This window comes from Defluviitalea phaphyphila, from assembly GCF_001466305.1.
Lineage (GTDB): Bacteria > Bacillota > Clostridia > Lachnospirales > Defluviitaleaceae > Defluviitalea_A > Defluviitalea_A phaphyphila.
In genome coordinates, this window is record NZ_JWID01000006.1 from 23,722 (window position 1) to 46,295 (window position 22,574).

The following is a 22,574-nucleotide window of genomic DNA, read 5'->3' on the forward strand; positions in this document are numbered from 1 at the left end:
TTTACCTTTACATTCAACTTTTATTATATTTGAAGTTTGTATATATTTCAAGCATTATTCAGAAGCTTTTGCTCTACCAGCAACAACTTTTTCTTGAATGCTTTTTGGTACTGGTTCATAATGATGGAATTCCATAGAATATGTTCCACGTCCTTGAGTTTTTGAACGAAGATCTGTTGCATATCCAAACATCTCAGCTAATGGAACAAAAGCATGAATAACTTGAACTCCATTTCTTGGTTCCATTCCTTCTATTCTACCACGACGAGAATTAAGATCTCCTATGATATCTCCCATATATTCTTCAGGAACTGTTACATCTACCTTTTCAATAGGTTCAAGAAGAACTGGATTTCCTTTTTTCATTGCTTCTTTGAATGCCATTGATCCTGCAATTTTAAATGCCATTTCAGATGAGTCAACTTCGTGGTAAGAACCATCATATAATGTAGCTCTAACACCAAGAACTGGATATCCACCTAAAATACCACTTTGCATTGCTTCTTGAATACCACTATCAACTGCTGGAATATATTCTTTAGGAATAACTCCTCCAACAATCTTATTAACAAATTCATAAGTTTTTTCTTCATTAGGATCCATAGGTTCAAATTTAACTTTACAGTGTCCATATTGTCCACGTCCACCAGATTGTCTAACAAATTTTCCTTCTACATCTGCAGCTGCTTGAATGGTTTCTTTGTAAGCAACCTGTGGTTCACCTACATTAGCTTCTACTTTAAATTCACGAAGCAAACGGTCTACAATGATTTCTAGGTGAAGTTCTCCCATACCTGAAATAATTGTTTGACCTGTTTCTTTGTCTGTATAAGTTCTAAATGTTGGATCTTCTTCTGCAAGTTTTGAAAGAGCAATTCCCATTTTTTCTTGACCAGCTTTTGTTTTTGGTTCAACTGCAACGGAAATAACTGGTTCTGGGAATACCATGGATTCTAATATTACAGGATTTTGTTCATCACAAAGAGTATCTCCTGTTGTTGTTACTTTTAATCCAACAGCTGCTGCTATATCTCCAGCATATACTTTGTCAATTTCCTGTCTATGATTAGCATGCATCTGTAAGATACGACCTATTCTTTCTTTCTTATTTTTAGTAGAGTTAAGTACATAGGAACCTGAACTCATTGTTCCAGAGTATACTCTAAAGAAAGCAAGTTTTCCAACATAAGGATCACTCATAATTTTAAATGCTAAAGCTGAAAATGGTTCTTCATCTGAAGAATGTCTTTCTATTTCTTCCTCAGTACCTGGAATTACTCCCTTAATAGAAGGAATATCCGTTGGTGCTGGAAGATACTCAACAATAGCATCTAATAATTTTTGAACACCCTTATTTTTATAAGCAGAACCACATAATACAGGAATAATTTGTACATTTATTGTTGCTTTTCTAAGAGCTTTCTTTAACTGTTCTTCCGTTAATTCTTCTCCTTCAAGATAAGCCATCATTAATTCTTCATCTGTTTCAGCAATAGCTTCTACCATAGCCATCCTGTATTCTTCTGCTTGCTCTTTCATATCTTCTGGAATTTCTTCTTCTAGTATTTCTTTTCCTAAGTCATCTTTATAAATAAATGCCTTCATTTTCATTAAGTCAATAATTCCTACAAAATTTTCTTCTTTACCTATTGGTAATTGAATAGGAACAGCATTAGCATTAAGTCTTTCTTTCATCATGGCTACAGCATTATAAAAATCTGCTCCCATAATATCCATTTTATTTACAAAGGCCATTCTTGGCACATTGTATTTATCAGCCTGACGCCATACTGTTTCAGATTGAGGTTCAACTCCACCTTTTGCGCAAAACACTCCAACGGAACCATCTAGTACACGAAGAGAACGTTCTACTTCAACAGTAAAGTCCACGTGTCCAGGTGTATCGATGATATTTATTCTATGATTAAGCCATTGACAAGTTGTTGCTGCGGAGGTAATTGTAATCCCTCTTTCTTGTTCTTGTTCCATCCAGTCCATAGTAGCAGCACCTTCATGGGTTTCCCCAATCTTATGAGTACGTCCGGTATAGAATAAAATACGTTCTGTTAATGTTGTTTTCCCCGCATCAATATGAGCCATAATACCAATATTTCTGGTTTTCTCAAGCGGGAATTCTCTTCCTGCCAAAGTTACTCCTCCTTTGGTGATATCTAATCTTTTTATTTACTACCTATTTACTACGATAGTTTTTGCTTTTTCTGTTCTTTTATGCAAATACAAGTAAGCTAAATTCATATACAAAGCAATGATATACAAAAGTATATCATTACCATCTATAATGCGCAAAGGCTTTATTAGCTTCTGCCATTTTATGAGTATCTTCTTTCTTTTTAACTGCTCCACCTGTATTATTCATAGCATCTAAAATTTCTCCGGCAAGACGTTCCATCATTGTTCTTTCCCCACGTTGTCTAGCATAATTAACTAACCAACGAAGTCCTAATGTTTGTCTTCTATCTGGTCTTACTTCTACAGGCACTTGATAAGTAGCTCCTCCTACACGGCGAGCTTTTACTTCCAAAACAGGCATAATATTATTTAGAGCTTCTTCAAAAGCTTCTAAAGGATCTTTACCTGATTTTTCAGCAACTATTTGAAAAGCATTATACACTATTTTTTGAGCAATACCTTTTTTACCATCCAACATCACATTGTTAATTAGTTTTGTAACTACTTTACTATTGTACATTGGATCAGGTAATACTTCTCTTTTAGAAATATGTCCTTTACGTGGCACGATTCTTCCCTCCTTAATAAATTAAATTACATCATCGGTACTCGTACAAAATGTACGTTACATGCTCAAGTTTCCTACATCTATATTATACCGCTTGTGGCAGAGTTATATCTGTATTTATCTGAGCACTCAATGTCTTACTTATTTTTTTGCTTTTTTAGCACCATATTTAGAACGAGCTTGTTGTCTATTAGCAACCCCAGCTGTATCTAATGTACCGCGAATAATGTGATATCTTGTACCTGGAAGATCTTTTACCCTTCCACCTCTTATTAGAACAACACTGTGTTCTTGAAGATTATGTCCTTCTCCTGGAATATATGCTGTTACTTCAATACCATTTGTTAAACGAACCCTTGCAATTTTACGAAGAGCTGAATTTGGTTTTTTAGGAGTTGCTGTTTTAACAGCTGTACAAACCCCTCTTTTTTGTGGAGAAGAAACGTTAGTTGGTCTCTTCTTTAAAGAGTTAAATCCCTTTTGAAGAGCAGGTGCTGTTGACTTTTTCTCAACAGTTTTTCTTCCTTTGCGAACTAATTGATTAAATGTAGGCATACCTTACACCTCCTTACTTATTTAATTAGTGCTGCTGTTGCAGTGTTCACTTCTACATTGCATGCTTCTCCTAATTGCTTCATGGTTTCTACCATTACAATTGGTACATTTTGCTCTTTAGCAATTTCCAGAACTCTGCGCACTACGCGCTCGTCTGCATCTTTAGCAACGTAAACAGTTTCTGCTTCATTTTTCTCTAAAGCTCTAGCTGTTTGCTTTGCTCCTACTACTTTTTTATGTGTTTTTAATCTGTGCACATAAATCCCCCTTTCAGGTTCATTTTTATGTTTAAAATACACACTGATGAATTTTATCACTTACTTAAAAAATTGTCAAGGTAATGTTGTATTTTCTAACTGTTAGGACGCCTTTTTTTGGCATCCTATAATTTATTCAACTGTTTCTAATTCTATATTACGATATCTTTGCATTCCTGTTCCTGCTGGAATCAGTTTACCAATTATTACATTTTCCTTAAGCCCAATTAATGGATCTGTTTTCCCTTTAATAGCTGCTTCTGTTAATACTCTTGTCGTTTCTTGGAATGATGCTGCAGATAAGAAAGAATCTGTTGCTAATGAAGCTTTTGTAATACCTAAAAGTACTTGTTTTCCTTCAGCTTCTTTTAATCCCTGTTCTCTCATTTTCTTATTAACTTCTTCGTACTCTAGTCTATCTACTAAACTTCCTGGAAGGAAGTTTGTGTCTCCAGGTTCTTCTATTTTTACTTTTTTAAGCATTTGACGAACAATAACTTCGATATGTTTATCGTTAATATCAACCCCTTGAAGTCGATATACTCTTTGTACTTCTTGGAGCATATAATCTTGAACTCCTCTAAGTCCTTTTATCTTCAAGATATCATGAGGATTAACGCTTCCTTCTGTTAGTTCATCCCCTGCTTCAACTATATCTCCATCATGTACTTTTATTCTGGAACCATAAGGAACAAGATAAGATTTAGAATCTCCTGTTTCATTATTAGTTATAATTATTTCTCTTTTCTTTTTAGTATTGTTAATCCTTACTACTCCTCCAAATTCTGCAATGATAGCTAAACCTTTTGGTTTTCTTGCTTCAAATAATTCTTCAACACGAGGAAGACCTTGAGTAATGTCGTCTCCTGCAATTCCTCCTGTATGGAATGTACGCATTGTAAGCTGTGTTCCTGGTTCTCCAATGGATTGTGCTGCAATAATTCCAACAGATTCTCCTACTCTAACTGGACGTCCTGATGCCATATTAGCACCATAGCATTTTGAGCATACTCCTATTTTTGATCTGCAAGTTAAAACTGTTCTTATATGAACTTTTTTAATTCCTGCTTTTTCTATAGCTTCTGCTTGATCTGGTTTAATCATGGTATCTGCTTTTACTATTACTTCACCAGTTTCAGGATGAATAATATCCTCTACTGCCCATCTTCCACGAATTCTATCTTGTAAAGATTCTATAACTTCATCTCCATCTTTAAATGCACTAACCCACATTCCTGGAACTTCTTCACCTTCATGCACACAATCTGCCTCACGAATAATAAGATCTTGTGAAACATCAACAAGTCGTCTTGTAAGATAACCTGAATCTGCAGTACGAAGAGCTGTATCTGCCAATCCTTTTCTAGCACCATTAGCAGATATAAAGTATTCTAAAACAGATAACCCTTCACGGAAATTAGCTCTAATTGGAAGTTCTATAATCTTACCTGTAGCACTCGCCATAAGTCCTCTCATACCTGCTAATTGTTTAATCTGATTAGTAGAACCACGGGCTCCTGAATGTGCCATCATATAAATATTATTATATTTTCCTAAATTACGAAGCAATGCTTCTGTAATTTTATCATTAGCTTTATTCCATGCATCTATAACTTTTTGATATCTTTCTTCATAAGTCATTAATCCTCTTTTATATAATTTAGTAATACGATCAACCGTTTCTTCTGCTTCTTTTAAGTATTTTGGTTTTTCTTTTGGTATTTCCATATCGGAAACAGATACTGTTATAGCTCCGATAGTAGAGAATTTAAATCCTAATTCTTTTATTTTATCTAAAACCATTGCTGTTTTAGTAGCACCATGTTTATTAATACAACGATTAATAATCTTTCCTAATAATTTTTTATCTACTAAAAAGTCTATTTCAAATTTAAATTTATTTTCTTTTTTAGTTCTATCAACAAATCCTATATCCTGTGGAATTGCTTCATTAAATATAATACGCCCAACAGTAGTTTCTACTATAGCTGATTCCACTTTTCCATCTATCTCCATGGTTCTTCTAACTTTTATTTTAGCATGCAAAGAAACAACTTTATTATCATAAGCAAGTAATGCTTCATTTTCATCTTTAAAAACTTTTCCTTCTCCTAATTCTCCCTCTTTTTCAAGGGTTAAATAATATGTTCCTAAAACCATATCTTGAGAAGGTACTGTTACTGGGGCCCCATCTGAAGGCTTTAATAAATTATTAGGAGAAAGAAGTAAAAATCTACATTCTGCCTGAGCTTCAACAGATAAAGGAACATGCACCGCCATCTGGTCTCCATCAAAGTCTGCATTATATGCAGTACATACTAATGGATGAAGTTTAATAGCCCTACCTTCTACTAATACTGGTTCAAAAGCTTGAATTCCTAATCTGTGTAATGTGGGAGCACGATTTAGCATAACAGGATGTTCTTTAATTACTTCTTCTAATACATCCCATACCTCTGGTTGAAGTCTTTCTACCATACGTTTTGCAGATTTAATATTATGAGCTAAATCTTTTTCTACAAGTTTTTTCATTACAAATGGTTTAAAAAGCTCTATAGCCATTTCTTTTGGAAGTCCACATTGATAAATTTTTAAGTTAGGGCCTACTACGATTACAGAACGTCCAGAATAGTCAACTCTTTTCCCAAGTAAGTTTTGACGGAAACGTCCTTGCTTTCCTTTTAACATATCGGAAAGGGATTTTAATGGTCTATTTCCCGGTCCTGTTACAGGACGTCCTCTTCTTCCATTATCAATCAAAGCATCTACTGCTTCTTGTAACATCCTTTTTTCATTTCGAACTATAATATCAGGAGCTCCTAAGTCTAACAATCTTTTTAAACGATTATTTCTATTTATAACCCTTCTATATAAGTCATTTAAATCAGAAGTTGCAAATCTTCCTCCATCTAATTGAATCATAGGTCTAAGGTCGGGGGGGAGTACAGGAATAACATCAAGAATCATCCATTCAGGTCTATTCCCTGATAATCTAAATGCTTCTACAACTTCTAACCTTTTTATAATACGAACTTTTTTCTGCCCTGTTGTTTCTTTTAAAGCTTTCTTTAATTCATTTGATTCTTTTTCAAGGTCAATAGCCATTAACAATTCTTTGATAGCTTCCGCTCCCATTCCAACACGGAAATTATTCCCATATTTTTCAACAGCATCTCTGTATTCTTTTTCTGTCAATAATTGTTTGTATTGGAGACCTGTATCTCCTGCATCTAATACAATATAAGATGCAAAATATAATACTTTTTCCAAAGCTCTAGGAGACATATCTAAAATAAGTCCCATTCGGCTTGGAATCCCTTTAAAATACCAAATATGAGATACTGGAGCAGCTAATTCTATGTGCCCCATTCTTTCTCTTCTTACTTTAGATTTTGTTACCTCAACTCCACAACGGTCACATATAACTCCCTTGTAACGAATACGTTTATATTTTCCACAGTGACATTCCCAGTCTTTACTAGGTCCAAAAATTCTTTCACAAAACAGACCATCTTTTTCTGGTTTTAAAGTACGATAGTTAATTGTCTCTGGTTTTTTAACTTCACCCCTAGACCATTCCCTTATTTTATCAGGAGAAGCTAGAGATATTTTTATTGCATCAAACAAAACGGATTGATCCATATTATTGTTTGATATAGGCATGGATTATTCCCCTTTCCTATTCCGTTTAAAAATCAATATCTTCTTTATCAGAAAGAAAATCAAACATATCGTCTTCATCTTCTGATGTATCGAATAATTCTTCATGTAACCCTATGATATTTTCGTCATCATCTTCATAATTTTCGTCATTTTGATTGATATTATCATCTTCATCCATATCATCTTCTATTCCTTCTATATTAACATTAAGCTCATCAGTATCATCTACTGACTCTTTAATTTCTACTTCTGTTTGGTCTTCTGTAAGGACTTTTACATCTAATGCAAGAGATTGTAATTCTTTTAAAAGAACTTTAAAAGATTCTGGTACTCCAGGCTCTGGAATATTCTCCCCTTTTACAATTGCCTCATAAGTTTTTACACGTCCTACTACATCATCTGATTTAATAGTTAAAATTTCTTGAAGAGTATATGCTGCTCCATATGCCTCTAAAGCCCATACTTCCATCTCTCCAAAACGTTGTCCTCCAAATTGTGCTTTACCACCTAAAGGTTGCTGAGTAATAGTAGCATAAGGACCTGTAGAACGAGCATGAATTTTATCATCAACTAAGTGAGCAAGTTTTAAATAATGCATGTATCCTACTGTAACAGGATTATCAAATTCTTCTCCTGTTCTACCATCTCTTAAACGAATTTTACCATCCCTTGAAATAGGAACTCCTCTCCACTCTTCTCGATGTTCCTTATTTTCATCTAAATATTTAAATACTTCTGGATGTAACTTATCTTTCCATTTTTTAACAAACTCTTCCCATTCTGTATTAACATAGTCATTAGCAAGTTCTAAGGTATCCATAATGTCTATTTCATTAGCTCCGTCAAATACTGGAGTAGCAATTTTCCACCCTAAAACTTTAGCGGCAAGTCCTAAATGGACTTCTAACACCTGCCCAATATTCATTCGAGATGGTACTCCTAAAGGATTAAGAACTATATCTAAAGGACGACCATTAGGTAAGAAAGGCATGTCTTCTACTGGAAGAATTCGAGAAATTACCCCTTTGTTTCCGTGACGTCCTGCCATTTTATCTCCAACAGAAATTTTTCTTTTCTGAGCAATATAACAACGTACTAATTTATTTACTCCTGGAGCTAATTCATCACCATTTTCTCTAGTAAATATTTTCACATCTACAATAATCCCTGATTCTCCATGGGGTACTCTAAGGGAGGTATCTCTTACTTCTCTTGCCTTTTCTCCAAAAATAGCACGAAGTAATCTTTCTTCTGCAGTTAATTCTGTTTCTCCTTTAGGTGTCACTTTACCAACTAATATATCTCCTGAACGAACTTCGGCACCTATTCTAATTATACCACGTTCATCTAAATCTTTAAGAGCATCTTCTCCAACATTAGGAATATCTCTTGTGATTTCCTCAGGCCCTAACTTTGTATCCCTTGCTTCTGCCTCATATTCTTCAATATGAATTGAAGTATAGACATCTTCTTGAACTAATCTTTCACTAAGAAGTATTGCATCTTCATAGTTGTATCCTTCCCAAGTCATAAATCCTATTAATGGGTTTTTCCCTAATGCAATTTCTCCTTGTTCAGTAGATGGCCCATCTGCTATCACTTCACCTGCTTCTACTCTTTGTCCTTTACTTACAATGGCTTTTTGATTAATACAGGTTCCTTGGTTGCTTCTTAAAAACTTTAAGAGTTTGTAAGTATGACGTTCTCCTTTATCTGTTCTAATAACAATTTCTGTTGCTGAAACTCTTTCTACTATTCCGCCTTCTTTTGCAATGACAACAACTCCTGAATCTCTAGCTGCTTTATATTCCATCCCTGTACCAATAATAGGAGCTTCAGTTGTTAAAAGGGGTACTGCCTGACGTTGCATGTTAGAACCCATAAGAGCACGGTTAGCATCATCATTTTCTAAGAAAGGTATCATAGCTGTCGCTACAGAAACTAATTGTTTTGGAGATACATCCATTAAGTCAATCTCACTTGCATCTACCTCTATAATTTCTTTTTTATGTCTACCTGTTACCTTTTTATTTTTAAATGAACCATCTTCATTAAGAGGTTGATTAGCTTCAGCTACTGTGTAATTCTCTTCCTCATCTGCAGTTAGATAAACAACTTTATCTGTAACTATAGCCTTACCATTTGAATGATCCACAACACGATAAGGAGCTTCAATAAATCCATATTCATTTATTCTAGCATAGGTAGCTAAAGAGTTAATAAGACCTATATTAGGTCCTTCAGGAGTTTCTATAGGACACATTCTACTATAATGAGAATAATGTACATCACGAACTTCAAAACCTGCTCTTTCCCTTGAAAGACCTCCAGGCCCTAGAGCTGATAATCTTCTTTTATGAGTTAATTCTGCTAATGGATTGGTTTGGTCCATAAACTGGGATAACTGTGAACTACCAAAGAATTCTTTTATAGCCGCTGAAACTGGTCTAATATTAATAAGATTTTGTGGAGTAACATCTTCCATATCTTGAATTGTCATACGTTCTCTTATTACTCTTTCCATCCTAGACAAACCTATGCGGAATTGATTTTGAAACAATTCTCCCACTGCACGGATTCGCCTATTCCCTAAATGGTCTATATCATCTGTATGTCCTATTTCATATTCTAAATGAATATTATAATTAATAGATGCCATAATATCTTCAAGAGTAATATGCTTTGGAATTAATCTATGTTTATTTTCTTTTATAGCATTTTTTAATTCTTCTTCATCATCATAAGTTTCAATTAATTCTTTTAATACAGGATAATATACTTTTTCTTTTATCCCTAGCTCTTCAGGGTTAATATCTAAATGACTTTCTATATTAACGGCTAAATTACTAAGAACCTTAATTTCTCTATCCGCTTCTTTACTTCTAACAATTACTGATTCAATCCCTGTATCTTGTATAGCTTCTGCTAATTCTGATGTAATTTTTGTTCCCTCTTCTGCTATAATTTCTCCAGTACTAGGGTCAATAACTGTCTCTGCTAAAATAGCATTACGAATTCTATTTCTAAAAGCTAATTTTTTATTAAATTTATATCGACCTACTTTAGCTAAGTCATATCTTTTAGGATCAAAGAACATATTATTTAATAAGGATTTTGCACTTTCTACTGTTGGTGGTTCTCCTGGTCGAATCCTTTTATAAATTTCTATTAATCCTTCTTCATGGGATTTAGTGCTATCTTTTTCTATTGTAGCTAATATCTTTGGTTCTTCGCCAAATAACTGTTTTATTTGTTCGTCAGTACCTATCCCCAGAGCACGAATTAAAACTGTAACAGGAACTTTTCTTGTACGGTCTACTCTAACATAAAAAATATCATTAGAATCTGTTTCGTACTCTAACCAAGCTCCTCTATTTGGAATAACTGTTGAAGAAAAAAGTTTTTTCCCAACTTTATCATGATCTATTCCATAATAAATTCCTGGTGAACGAACTAATTGGCTTACTATAACCCTTTCTGCTCCATTTATAATAAAAGTCCCATTTTCTGTCATCAAAGGGAAATCTCCCATGAAAATTTCCTGTTCTTTTATTTCTTCCGTTTCTTTATTATGCAAACGAACTTTTACCTTAAGAGCTGTTGCGTATGTTGCATCTCTTTCTTTACATTCTTCAATTGAATATTTTGTTTTACTATCTAAAGAAAAATCGATAAATTCCAGCACAAGATTACCACTGTAATCTGTGATAGGGGAGATATCTTGAAAAACTTCTTTTAACCCTTCATCCAAAAACCATTTGTAAGAGTTTTTTTGTACTTCAATTAAATTTGGCATTTCCAGAACTTCATCCATCCTGGCATAGCTCATTCGAACTCCCTTCCCGACTGATACAGGATGAATTCTATTTTTCTCCATGTATACTCTCACCCCTTGAATTTTTATACTAATAAATGCAATATATTATTGCATTTTGTGAACAAAACTTAATGTTTAAAAATTCCAAATATTTAAGTAGAAAATAATAAAATCTACAATGCATATTGTCAATTCTATGTGAATATGTTATAATAAATAAAAATAAAATTTCTCTCATATACATATTGACGCATTTTAAAATATTAGCATACTTTGTTATGCATGTCAAGGTCTTTTCTTAAATTATATCTGATTATTATAATATCATGAAAATATTTAATATAAAAGGTCATATATCCAAAATATATGACCTTTTGTTTATGCTTTTTAATTTTTTATTTGTTTATTTTTTATAATTACTTTTTAATACTTATTTATTATTAATGTTCTATCAAATATTTTTTCAAAGTCTTTTTCATTTTTCATTATTGAAGCAATTTCTAATTCCGATGTACTATTTGTTTTTAAAGTCATAACAATATTTTTTTTAGTAATATTACAAATTATATCTTCTACATTGCCATACTCACTTCTATCTAATTTTTCAGCAATTTTAACTAATAAAGAAAGTTTTTTTATAATTTCATAATCGTTTTTATTAATTATTATCTTAAAATTTCTCCAATCTTTTTTTAAATCAGTATTTCTATGCATACCTACAATAAATGCACACATCACTAATTCTCTATTTGTAAGACCATAAATTCTTGAATTTAATACTAAATAAAATCCATGATTGTGATGATTATAATAATCTACACACATTCCTATATCATGAAGTAATGCTCCTACTTTTAATATTTTTTTCTCATTTTCTCCCATTTTATGTAAAGATTTTAATTGTTCGAAAAGAGATATTGATAATTTTTGTACATGATAGCTATGTTTAATATTAACAGAGTAATTTTTTAAAATATTTTCTAAACTATGATTTAATACCTCTAAAGTATTTTCTTTATTATCTTTAATATAATGTTTGTAAAATATCCCTTCTCTTAAACCATTTCCACTAATAATTAATTTCTTGCTTCCTAAAAACTCCATTAAAACTTTTATTGGAGCTAATCCTTTTCCAATAATATCGCCCCTGCTTTTTGATATTCCTGGAATATTTTTTCTTTCATTTACATCTGTACTAATAATTTTTTTATATATTCCTTTAACATCTTCAAAATTCATTCTATAGTTATGCAATCCTTCTAAAGGAAACCCTATTTCCCTTTTATGTACTTTTGCTAAAGTTCTAATAGATCCTCCCAAACCTACTACAGGAAATTTTTTACCTTTAATCAGCCAAGGAATTTCTTTATATTTATTCTTAATAAATTTTTCTACATGATTATTATTTTTTAGTTCATTGTCGAATCTCTCTGTTAATACTACAGCTCCATAGGGTAAACTTATTACATTTTCTAATTTCCTGTTAAAAACTATTCCTATCTCTGTACTAGCCCCACCTGTGTCAATCATTACGCAATTTTTAATATCTATTGTATTAATAACTCCTAAATAATCATAGTATCCTTCTTCTTCTCCTGTAATTACTTTAAATTCAAAACCTGTTTTTATTTTTACTTCATTTAAAAATTCTTTTTGATTTTTAGCATTTCTTACTGCCGCAGTAGCTACACCATAAATCTCTTTCACATCATGAACATCTATTAATTTTCTAAATAATTTTAAAGTATATATAGTTCTTTTTATAGCTAAGGGTTTTAATATATTATCTTTTCCCATCCCTTCACTAAGTCTTACCATTTCTTTAATTTGATCGAGCATTTTATAAGAGCCATCTTCTAAAATCATCATTATAATCATTCGAACTGAATTAGAGCCTAAATCAATAATAGCCATTTTTTTATTCATTTAATATTCTCCTTTTTTATCATTTAAAAAGCACACATCTAAACTTGTGTGCATTCTCTATATTATTAAAATAAGTCATTTTTTATTTATTATGCTTTTATAATAATTTTAAACTCTAAAGAATTTATTTTTTTATTGTAATTTTTTACATCTTCTATCGCTAATTCACCAAAATACTCTTGTGAATTAAAGGCTTGCTTTCTTCTTCTATTAATCTTTGAATACTTTCCATCACTATTCATTATACTAGTTTGCATATTATCTTTTAAAATATTCTCTAAAATATTAATTAATCTGTTTTTTAAATTCTTATCCTCTATGGGAAATAATATCTCTATTCTTCTATCTAAATTCCTTGGCATCCAATCCGCACTAGATAAATATACTTCCTCATCTCCATTATTATAAAAATAATAAATTCTACTGTGTTCTAGGTACCTTCCTACCACACTTCTTACGGTTATATTTTCACTAATTCCTGAAATACCTGGTTTTAAACAACAAATTCCTCTAACTATTAAATCAATTTTTACTCCCGCTATTGATGCATCATATAAAGCCATTATAATTTTAGAATCTACTAAAGAATTCATTTTTGCTATAATTTTTGCTTTTTCCCCTCTTTTGGCATTATCCATTTCTCTTCGTATTAATTTTATGAAACGTTTTCTTAGTCCTATGGGAGATGTTTCTATTTTGTACCATTTTGGTAATTTAGAAGATCCTGATAACATATTAAAAAAAGCTGTTGCATCTGCTCCAAAATATTCATTACTAGTAATAAATCCTAAATCTGTGTAACATTTAGCTGTAATATCATTATAGTTTCCTGTACCTAAATGGACATATCTTTTTATTTTATTTTTTTCTTTTCGTATAACAAGAGTCATTTTGCTATGAATTTTTAATCCTATTAAACCATATATAACATGACATCCAGCTTTTTCTAATCTCTTTGCCCATTTAATATTATTTTCTTCATCAAATCTTGCTTTTAATTCTATTAAAACTGTTACTTGCTTTCCATTTTCTGAAGCTTCTTCTAGTGCCTTTATAATAGGTGAATTTTCACTAACTCTATATAAAGTTTGTTTAATAGCTAAAACATTTTCATCATAAGCTGCTTTTTTTATAAAATCTACAATTGGTTCAAAAGATTCATAAGGATGGTGAAGTAAAATATCTTTTTTAGATACAACTTCAAAGATGTCTTCTTCTCCTAGTAAATCTTTGGGAATTTGAGGATTATATTTAGGATATTTTAAATCTTCGTATCCTTCTTGTGAATAAATTTTATTAAAAAATGTTAAATCTAAAGGTCCATTTATATAATAAATATCATCATCTTTAATCTCTAAAGCTTCTTTTAAAATATTTATTAATCTTTTATCCATTTCATGATCTATTTCTAATCTTATAGCATTCCCCCATTTTCTTTGTTTTAAAGATTTTTCTATTTGGATAAGCAAATTCTTCGCCTTATCTTCTTCTATACTAAAGTCTGCATTTCTAGTTATTCTATAAGGATGAGCACTTAATATTTTCCTTCCATTAAATAATTTATATAAATATTTAATAATAATATATTCTAAAAAAATAAAACATTTTTTATCCTTATTAGAAGAAGGTAATTCAACTAATCTTGATAAAACAGATGGTACTTGTATAGTTGCAAAATCATACTCACCTTTTTTATCTTCAGAACTTTCTTCATTTTTTAATAAAACTGCTATATTTAAACTTTTATTAATGATAAACGGAAAGGGCCTACTCCCATCTACAACCATGGGAGTTAAAACTGGATAGATTATATTAGTAAAATATTTTTCTATATATTCTTCTTGTTGTCTTGTTAATCTTTCTTTATAAATAATTTCAATTCCTTTTTTCTTAAGTGTAGGTAAAATGGCTCTGTTAAGAAAATCATATTGTTCTTCTATCATTTTATGAGTTCTTTTTGAAATTTCTAGTAGCTGTTTTTTAGGTGTAAGCCCTGAGTGGTCTTTTTTATTCAATCCAACTTCTACTTGGTCTTTTAATCTTGCAACTCTTACCATAAAAAATTCATCTAAATTAGAACTTACTATAGCTAAAAATTTTATTTTTTCAAAAAGAGGATTTTTAGTATTTTTAGCTTCTTTTAATACTCTATAATTAAATTCCAACCAGCTTAATTCTCTATTAATAAAATAATCTGGATTTTTAAATTTTTTTTTACCCATTTATTTAAACCTCCACGAGAATATAATTTATGTAAAAAAATAAATTATATTCTTCTTTTTCATCTTAAATATGGGTTTTAGACTAAAATTATCAAATAAAATTTTAATATTTATTAATAAAACTAATACATAATGTAAAATGATTCTATATTTTCATTCTAAAATTATGTCATAATTCAACTTTCTTTTTTAATTTTATATTAAATAAGATTCTTTTATTATGATATGTAAAGTCAAATTTTATATAACTTTATTTTTAATAACATTATTTTCTTTAAATATAATTATAAATAAAAAATCGGACCTAGATTATTAAAATCTAGATCCGATTTATCTATTTTCTGAAAATCTCTTTTTGAGATTTTATTTTTTATGATTATTTTAATGTTACTTTTGCTCCAACTTCTTCTAATTTTGCTTTTAAGCTTTCTGCTTCTTCTTTTGGAAGAGCTTCTTTAATTACTTTTGGAGCTCCTTCTACAAGGTCTTTAGCTTCTTTTAATCCAAGACCTGTTACTTCTCTAACTACTTTAATTACTTTAATCTTTTGTGAACCTGCTTCAGTTAATTCAACATCAAATTCTGTCTTTTCTTCAGCAGCTGCTCCACCTGCAGCAGCTCCAGCAGCTACCATAACTCCTGCAGCAGCAGATACTCCAAATTCTTCTTCACATTTTTCTACTAATTCATTAAGTTCTAAAACTGTAAGTTCTTTTATAGCATCAATAATTTCTTCAATTGATAATTTTGCCATTTACGACACCTCCGAATATTTTTTTATTTTTATAATCTTTATTCCGCAGTTACTTCTGCGCCCTCTTCTTTCTTTTCTGCAATAGCTTTTACCACACGAGCAAAGGATGCGATTGGAGAATTAAAGCTTCCAAGTAATTTTGAAAGTAATTCTTCTTTTGGTGGTATTTTAGCTATTTTAGAAATTCCTGATGCATCATATAGTTTTCCTTCTACAATACCTGCTTTAAATTCTAAAGCCTTGTGCTTTGATGCAATTTCGTCTAGTATTCTAGGCCCACTAGTTGGATCATCATAACTAAAAGCAATAGCACTAGGCCCTTCTAAATAATCTTTTAGTGGTTCAAATTCTGTATCTTTAACTGCAAAGTTCATCATTGTATTTTTATAAACTTTGTAGTCTACTCCTGCTTCACGAAGTTTTTTTCTAAGTTCTGTATCTTGTTCTACAGTTAATCCTCTATAATCAACTAATACAGCAGATGCTGCTCCATTGAACTTTTCTTTTATTTCGTTTACAATTAACTGCTTTTGTTCTATTTTAGCCACTATTTTACACCTCCTTAGATATGAAATAAAACCTCTTTGCCCGCAGACAAAGAGGTTTTAGGTATCTAATCTAATCTCATCGCCTCGGTAGGTAGATTACTCGTTATGCCCTATGGCACCTACTGTCTACGGTCGCAAAGTATTTAATTTAATCAACAAGATTCATTATATATTTTTATATTTTGCTTGTCAACACATTCTCTTATAAAACATTTATTACCAAAATTTATTCTGATAATTTTGCAGTATTAATTTTAATACCAGGTCCCATAGTGGAAGTTACAGCAACACTTTTTAAATATTGTCCTTTTGCTGCTGCTGGTTTTGCCTTTATAATTGCACTCATAAGTGTTTGGAAGTTTTCGAGTAATTTTTCTGCCCCAAAGGATACTTTTCCTATAGGTACATGAATAATATTTGTTTTATCTAAACGGTATTCAATTTTACCGGCTTTAATATCTGCAATTGCTTTTGCTACATCCATAGTAACTGTCCCTGCTTTAGGATTTGGCATTAAACCTTTAGGTCCTAAAACTCGTCCAAGACGTCCTACTACAGACATCATATCAGGTGTTGCAACTACAACATCAAAATCAAGCCATCCTTCATTTTGAATCTTAGGAATAAGTTCTTCTCCTCCAACAAAATCTGCTCCTGCTTCTTCTGCTTCTTTTATTTTATCTCCTTTTGCAAATACAAGTACTCTTACTTTTTTCCCTGTACCATGAGGAAGAACAACTGCACCTCTAACTTGTTGGTCAGCATGTCTTGAATCAACACCTAATTTAATATGTGCTTCTACTGTTTCGTCAAATTTTGCAACAGCTGTTTTTTGCACTAACTCTATAGCTTCTTGTGGATCATATAAAGTAGTGCGGTCAATTAATTTTGCCGCTTCTATATATTTTTTTCCTCTTTTCATTCTATTACCTCCTTGTGGTGTTATCGGGGACAAATTCCCTCCCACTAAATTTAATTAATTAGTCTTCTACTACTATTCCCATACTTCTTGCAGTTCCTTTAATCATACTCATAGCAGCTTCTAATGTTGAAGCGTTAAGGTCAGGCATTTTAAGTTCTGCAATCTTTTTAATTTCTTCTTTGGAAATAGTTGCAACTTTATTTTTGTTTGGAACTCCTGAACCAGATTCGATTTTACATGCTTTTTTAAGTAATACTGCTGCTGGTGGAGTTTTTGTAATAAATGTAAAACTTCTGTCTTGATAAACAGTGATAACAACAGGAATAATAAGTCCTGCTTGTTGTGCTGTTCTTTCATTAAATTCTTTACAAAATCCCATGATATTTACTCCATGTTGTCCTAAAGCTGGGCCAACTGGTGGAGCTGGTGTTGCCTTTCCTGCAGGAATCTGCAATTTGATTATTCCAGTAACTTTTTTCGCCATTTAAGCGCACCTCCTAATAATGTGGTAATTGCGGGAACTTCCCTCCCACTTGCATGTTTTACATGCTTTAAACTTAAATCTTTTGAATTTGAGTAAAATCAAGTTCAACTGGTGTTTCTCTTCCAAACATAGAGAGTTTAACAATAACTGTTCTTTTATGTTCATTTATTTCTGTTATAACACCAATTGAATTTTCAAATGGTCCTGTTATTACTTTTACAGCATCTTCGACTTCTAAATCTATCTTCGCTTTCGGAAGCTCAATCCCCATATTTTTGATTTCTTCTTCCGAAAGAGGAACAGGCTTTGAACCAGGTCCTACAAATCCGGTTACTCCTCTGGTATTTCTTACAATATACCAAGTATCATCTGTCATAATCATTTTAACCAATACATACCCTGGAAATACCTTTCTTTGAACCATCCTTTTTTTCCCATTTTTAATTTCAACAGTTTCTTGAATTGGAACCACTACTTCTTGGATCAGTTCATGCATATTTCTATTACCAATAACTTTTTCAATATTTGCTTTTACTTTATTTTCATACCCGGAATAGGTATGGACCACATACCATTTTGCTTCATCAGCCATACAATCATCCTTTTAACTAAAAATTTCCATTATGAAGTCAAAGCCTTTGCTGTAAACAATATCTATAACAAAAACAATTCCTGATACTATCAAAGAAGTAACAATAACTGTTGTTGTTTGTTTGATTAAATCTTCTCTATTGGGCCAAATGATTTTTTTAAATTCTCCTTTAAACTGTTGAAAAAAACTTTTCATCATTCCACTTCCCTTTACAAATACTTTGGGGACCTATTATTTTGTTTCTTTGTGTAATGTATGTGTTCTACAGAACTTACAATACTTTTTAAGTTCTAATCTATCGGGATTATTTCTTTTTTCTTTTGTTGTGTTATAATTTCTTTGCTTACATTCTGTACATTCTAAAGTAACCTTTACTCTCACAACTTCCACCTCCACTTACTACTAATGAGTTTCATGATTTTTGGCATAAAAAAAAGACCTCTCGCCACTAAATAAATATATCATGAAGTGACGAATAAGTCAAGAAAATAATGAAATTATCTTTATTTTTTATGATTCATTTATGATAATGTCTTAATGTATCACAAAAGATTATGTCCAAATACTATTAAATATATTATAATAGAATCTCATAACTAAAAAATGAGGTGGCTATAATGAGAAAGTTGTTACTAACTATGAATGAAAATCAAAAATATGAAATTATTAAAAAACTTGTAGAAACTAATGGTAATAAAAAAGCAGCAGCTCTTAAAATAGGTTGTTCATATCGTCACATCAATCGTTTAATAAATGGATACAAAAAAGAAGGTAAAGCTTTCTTTATTCATGGTAACCGTGGTAGAAAACCTGCTATCACTATTCCTCAAGATACAAAACAACTAATTCTAGACCTATATCTTACTAAATATTCTGACTGCAACTTAACACATTACTCTGAACTTCTTAAAGAAAGAGAGGGTATCTCTGTATCTGTCAGTACCATTTCATCTATCTTAAGAAAGGAATACATCCTTTCCCCAAAAGCTAGACGTTCTACAAAAAAAGCTCTTAAAAAAGAACTTAAAGCTCTTAAGTCTAAAACTAAATCTAAAAAGAAAGAAGCTATTATTCAAAGCTCTATTTTAGCTCTTGAAGACTCTCATCCACGACGTCCCAGATGTACTTATTTCGGTGAAATGATTCAAATGGATGCTTCTGTTCATCTATGGTTTGGTAACCTTAAATCTTACCTTCACATCGCTGTTGATGATGCTACAGGACAAATTGTTGGTGCTTACTTTGATAAACAAGAAACTTTAAATGGCTATTATCATGTGCTTTATCAGATTCTAAATAATTACGGTATTCCTTATCAATTCTTTACAGATAACCGTACTGTATTTGAATATAAAAAGAAAGGTCAAAAGTCTATTGAAAATGATACTTTTACACAGTTTGGATATGCTTGTAAACAATTAGGTATAAACATTCGTACATCCAGCATTGCACAAGCAAAAGGGCGGGTTGAAAGAATGTTTGGCACCCTTCAATCCCGCCTTACAATAGAACTGCGTTTAGCCAATGTTTCCTCTATTGAGGAAGCAAATGAATTTCTAAACTCCTACATAAAGAAATTCAATAAGCAGTTCGCCTTACCTGCTAATAATATCAAATCTGTATTCGAAAAACAACCAGATTTAGATAAAATTAATCTAATATTAGCGGTATTATCTTCTAGAAAGATAGATAATGGGAGTTGCCTTAAATATAATAATAATTATTACCTTCCTGTAAACAGTAAAGGAGTTGCTGTACATTACAGAAAAGGTACTACTGCTATGGTAATTAAGGCTTTTAATGGTGCCCTTTATAGCTGTATAGGAGATCAAGTTTATGCACTAGAATTATTACCAGAGCATAAACCTTCTTCAAAAGCATTTGACCTAGCAATTCTTCATGAAAAACCTAAGAAAAAATATATTCCACCCATGAATCATCCTTGGAAACAAGCCTCTTTTGAAAAATATGCAAAAAAACAATCTCATAGAAATAAAATAGCTTAGTTTTTAAATGAAAAATAGTAAATAGTAGGCTTATTAAAGTTACCCTAAAATTGATTATACAATAAATATTTCTCTATAAATTTAAGTTAAATTTAGCGCCAATATTTTGGTGCTTATATTAAAATTTTTTTGAAACATTTTCAAAAATGGTTGACAGAAAATAAAAGTAATTTAATTTAAATATTTATGAAAAATTAATATTAAATTTTATTTTGTTTTGTTTTTTAATCTAAAATCATTAACATTAAGTAAATCACTTTCTCTATAAATATGATAAGCTGGATAATATGTATCTACATACAATTTTAGTCCTAAAGCTACCGCTCTTATACAAAAATGTCTATCTTCACCCCAAAATGATACATTTTTTAATTCACTAAAATTGACACCTTTATCTATAGCTAATTTACTGATTAATGTACATGCTCCTAATCCACCAACTTCATAAATTCCAGGAGTTTTTAATTGATTTAAAAATTGTTTATGTCTAAAATTTATTTCACTTTGGCTTAATTTCTCGCCTCTTTCATAATTATATTGTGTATAAGTATCTTTCAACCAAACTTGAGGCAATTCTTCTGTGTTGGACTGCCATTTAGTCCAAAAAATTTCAGATATTATATCTTTTCCTGTTGATATTAAATGTACTAATGTATTAGGGTGCAATACTAGATCACTATCTATTAAAAAAATATAGTCATAATAGTTATCTTTCGCATAATTTATTATTTTATTCTTAAATTCTGCTACTTTCCAAACTAAATTTTCTTTCCAATGATGTGTAAAATCATCACATACATATCTATCTCTATTAAAAGATTTATAAATTATTACGTTGTTTTCTTTATTTGAAAATTCATATAGCAAATCGCTAGACTCCATTATATTATTATCATCTATAAAGAAAAAACTTACATTTATATTTTTTTTATTTAAATCTTTTAATGATTGTAAAAATTCTTTTAATATCTTAGGTTTTTGATGTATCGGACTCCCTATTAAAACTTTAAAATTTATATCTTCATTATTTGATTTTAAAAAACTTTCAATTTCTTTTTTTACATTAAAATCCGATGTTTTTTGATAAACTCTTTTATAAAAATAAAAACTTTTTTTAATCCTACCTGTAATTTTATATAAATTAGCTATATTATACAACAAATCATAATTATCACTATCTATTAATAACCCATTAATAAAATTTTCTTCTGCTTCTTCAAAATTCCCTTCTAATTTTGAAATTATACCCATAATTAAATAAATATCTATATCATCTTGAATAAAATCTTTATATTGCCTACTTATTATTTTTGCATATTCTAATATATTATTCTTTATTAATATATTTATATTGCTCTTTATATTATTTTTATAATCATCTAAAGTAAAAATATTTTTCTTTTTTGGATTATCTTTTTTAACAATATTAAATCTATATATAATAAGGTCTGACTTATAACTAAGGACTTCTATGTTCTTCAAGATACTATTTTCATTAGGTAGTTTCAAAAATAATTTTTTAAAATATTCATTTGATACTATATCTTCGATTAATTTTTGTTCTTTACTATTGACTATTAATTTAATTAATCTATTATAATAATTTAATGCTAAATTCTCTTGATTTATTATACTTAAAAAAAACGAAAAATTATATAAAGTATCAATACAATTTTTATTAATTTTATATGACGATTGCAAAAATGGTATAATAAAGTCATATAACCCTTTTTCATATGCTATAACTGCCAAATTATTCAATATTATATTTTTATTCTTTAATTCTTCACTTAATATTAATTCTATAATTTTTTCTTCTGTTATATTCTCAGATTGTAAAATATTTAAAATCTCCTCTATGTATTCTTTTTTATTTGTATCTTTATCATATCGAAAAAGATTTTCGATTATATTATTAATCACATTTTCACCTCATTTATGGTTATCTAGCTACTTTTAGAAAATCAAAATTTTTATAGATTTAATTATTTAATTTATATACGATTTATTGTTTGCATTATTTAATATTTTTAAATTAAACTATCTAAATATTTAATCTATTAATAGTCC

General features: G+C 30.4%; 17 protein-coding genes and 1 other annotated feature. Of the genes, 1 reads left to right on the forward strand and 16 read right to left on the reverse strand.

What is annotated here, in order from left to right; translation table 11 throughout:
- Window positions 1-54: 54 nt before the first annotated feature.
- The 15 genes from fusA to rpmG all read right to left on the reverse strand — a co-directional run bounded on the left by fusA (window position 55) and on the right by rpmG (window position 18,879).
- Window positions 55-2,148: an elongation factor G gene (fusA, locus tag OM90_RS05850; RefSeq protein ID WP_084757980.1), complete on the reverse strand. Its 2,094-nt coding sequence runs from the start codon at window positions 2,146-2,148 to the stop codon at window positions 55-57.
- Between the two features lie 139 nt (window positions 2,149-2,287).
- Entirely contained in the window at window positions 2,288-2,758 is a 471-nt protein-coding gene (rpsG, locus tag OM90_RS05855; RefSeq protein WP_058485969.1) for a 30S ribosomal protein S7, read from the reverse strand.
- 141 nt (window positions 2,759-2,899) lie between these two features.
- Window positions 2,900-3,313, reverse strand: coding sequence for a 30S ribosomal protein S12 (gene rpsL, locus OM90_RS05860; RefSeq protein WP_058485970.1), 414 nt, complete (start codon window positions 3,311-3,313; stop codon window positions 2,900-2,902).
- Between the two features lie 17 nt (window positions 3,314-3,330).
- Complete coding sequence (locus tag OM90_RS05865; RefSeq protein WP_058485971.1) at window positions 3,331-3,570, reverse strand: ribosomal L7Ae/L30e/S12e/Gadd45 family protein; 240 nt, start codon at window positions 3,568-3,570, stop codon at window positions 3,331-3,333.
- Window positions 3,571-3,702: 132 nt separating this feature from the next.
- A complete protein-coding gene (rpoC, locus tag OM90_RS05870; RefSeq protein ID WP_058485972.1) occupies window positions 3,703-7,233 on the reverse strand; it encodes a DNA-directed RNA polymerase subunit beta' in 3,531 nt (1,176 codons plus the stop codon).
- 25 nt (window positions 7,234-7,258) lie between these two features.
- Window positions 7,259-11,110, reverse strand: a complete 3,852-nt coding sequence (gene rpoB / locus OM90_RS05875) for a DNA-directed RNA polymerase subunit beta (RefSeq protein ID WP_058485973.1) — start codon at window positions 11,108-11,110, stop codon at window positions 7,259-7,261.
- A 363-nt stretch (window positions 11,111-11,473) separates the two neighbouring features.
- On the reverse strand, window positions 11,474-12,976 hold the full coding sequence (locus OM90_RS05880; protein ID WP_058485974.1) for a Ppx/GppA phosphatase family protein: 1,503 nt from the start codon (window positions 12,974-12,976) through the stop codon (window positions 11,474-11,476).
- Window positions 12,977-13,065: 89 nt separating this feature from the next.
- On the reverse strand, window positions 13,066-15,198 hold the full coding sequence (locus OM90_RS05885; RefSeq protein WP_058485975.1) for an RNA degradosome polyphosphate kinase: 2,133 nt from the start codon (window positions 15,196-15,198) through the stop codon (window positions 13,066-13,068).
- 376 nt (window positions 15,199-15,574) lie between these two features.
- Window positions 15,575-15,952 carry a 50S ribosomal protein L7/L12 gene (gene rplL / locus OM90_RS05890; protein ID WP_058485976.1) on the reverse strand — a complete coding sequence of 126 codons (378 nt, stop codon included), beginning with the start codon at window positions 15,950-15,952 and terminating at the stop codon, window positions 15,575-15,577.
- A 38-nt stretch (window positions 15,953-15,990) separates the two neighbouring features.
- Entirely contained in the window at window positions 15,991-16,500 is a 510-nt protein-coding gene (gene rplJ, locus OM90_RS05895; protein WP_058485977.1) for a 50S ribosomal protein L10, read from the reverse strand.
- Window positions 16,501-16,516: 16 nt separating this feature from the next.
- Window positions 16,517-16,650, reverse strand: a sequence feature (ribosomal protein L10 leader region).
- Between the two features lie 76 nt (window positions 16,651-16,726).
- Window positions 16,727-17,422, reverse strand: a complete 696-nt coding sequence (gene rplA / locus OM90_RS05900) for a 50S ribosomal protein L1 (RefSeq protein ID WP_058485978.1) — start codon at window positions 17,420-17,422, stop codon at window positions 16,727-16,729.
- A 58-nt stretch (window positions 17,423-17,480) separates the two neighbouring features.
- Window positions 17,481-17,906, reverse strand: coding sequence for a 50S ribosomal protein L11 (gene rplK, locus OM90_RS05905; RefSeq protein WP_058485979.1), 426 nt, complete (start codon window positions 17,904-17,906; stop codon window positions 17,481-17,483).
- 73 nt (window positions 17,907-17,979) lie between these two features.
- A complete protein-coding gene (gene nusG, locus OM90_RS05910; RefSeq protein ID WP_058485980.1) occupies window positions 17,980-18,498 on the reverse strand; it encodes a transcription termination/antitermination protein NusG in 519 nt (172 codons plus the stop codon).
- A gap of 12 nt (window positions 18,499-18,510) precedes the next feature.
- Window positions 18,511-18,693 (reverse strand): preprotein translocase subunit SecE, encoded by a 183-nt coding sequence (gene secE, locus OM90_RS05915; protein ID WP_058485981.1) that lies wholly within the window; start codon window positions 18,691-18,693, stop codon window positions 18,511-18,513.
- Between the two features lie 36 nt (window positions 18,694-18,729).
- Window positions 18,730-18,879, reverse strand: coding sequence for a 50S ribosomal protein L33 (gene rpmG / locus OM90_RS05920; RefSeq protein ID WP_058485982.1), 150 nt, complete (start codon window positions 18,877-18,879; stop codon window positions 18,730-18,732).
- A gap of 257 nt (window positions 18,880-19,136) precedes the next feature.
- Here rpmG and OM90_RS05925 point away from each other — a divergent pair, with 257 nt between their 5' ends.
- Window positions 19,137-20,504, forward strand: a complete 1,368-nt coding sequence (locus OM90_RS05925) for an ISNCY family transposase (protein ID WP_058486067.1) — start codon at window positions 19,137-19,139, stop codon at window positions 20,502-20,504.
- Between the two features lie 207 nt (window positions 20,505-20,711).
- On the opposite strand, the gene OM90_RS12275 is transcribed toward OM90_RS05925, so the two are convergent.
- Window positions 20,712-22,427 (reverse strand): hypothetical protein, encoded by a 1,716-nt coding sequence (locus OM90_RS12275; protein ID WP_064505506.1) that lies wholly within the window; start codon window positions 22,425-22,427, stop codon window positions 20,712-20,714.
- Window positions 22,428-22,574 lie beyond the last annotated feature (147 nt).

Coding starts and splice junctions, on each gene's coding strand:
- rpoB (WP_058485973.1), bottom strand. CDS start 11,110: ATGGAGAAAAATAGAATTCATCCTGTATCAGTCGGGAAGGGAGTTCGA.
- rpsL (WP_058485970.1), bottom strand. CDS start 3,313: ATGCCTACATTTAATCAATTAGTTCGCAAAGGAAGAAAAACTGTTGAG.
- rpoC (WP_058485972.1), bottom strand. CDS start 7,233: ATGCCTATATCAAACAATAATATGGATCAATCCGTTTTGTTTGATGCA.
- OM90_RS05925 (WP_058486067.1), top strand. CDS start 19,137: ATGAATGAAAATCAAAAATATGAAATTATTAAAAAACTTGTAGAAACT.
- nusG (WP_058485980.1), bottom strand. CDS start 18,498: ATGGCTGATGAAGCAAAATGGTATGTGGTCCATACCTATTCCGGGTAT.
- rplL (WP_058485976.1), bottom strand. CDS start 15,952: ATGGCAAAATTATCAATTGAAGAAATTATTGATGCTATAAAAGAACTT.
- secE (WP_058485981.1), bottom strand. CDS start 18,693: ATGAAAAGTTTTTTTCAACAGTTTAAAGGAGAATTTAAAAAAATCATT.
- OM90_RS05880 (WP_058485974.1), bottom strand. CDS start 12,976: ATGAATAAAAAAATGGCTATTATTGATTTAGGCTCTAATTCAGTTCGA.
- rplK (WP_058485979.1), bottom strand. CDS start 17,906: ATGGCGAAAAAAGTTACTGGAATAATCAAATTGCAGATTCCTGCAGGA.
- rplA (WP_058485978.1), bottom strand. CDS start 17,422: ATGAAAAGAGGAAAAAAATATATAGAAGCGGCAAAATTAATTGACCGC.
- OM90_RS05885 (WP_058485975.1), bottom strand. CDS start 15,198: ATGGGTAAAAAAAAATTTAAAAATCCAGATTATTTTATTAATAGAGAA.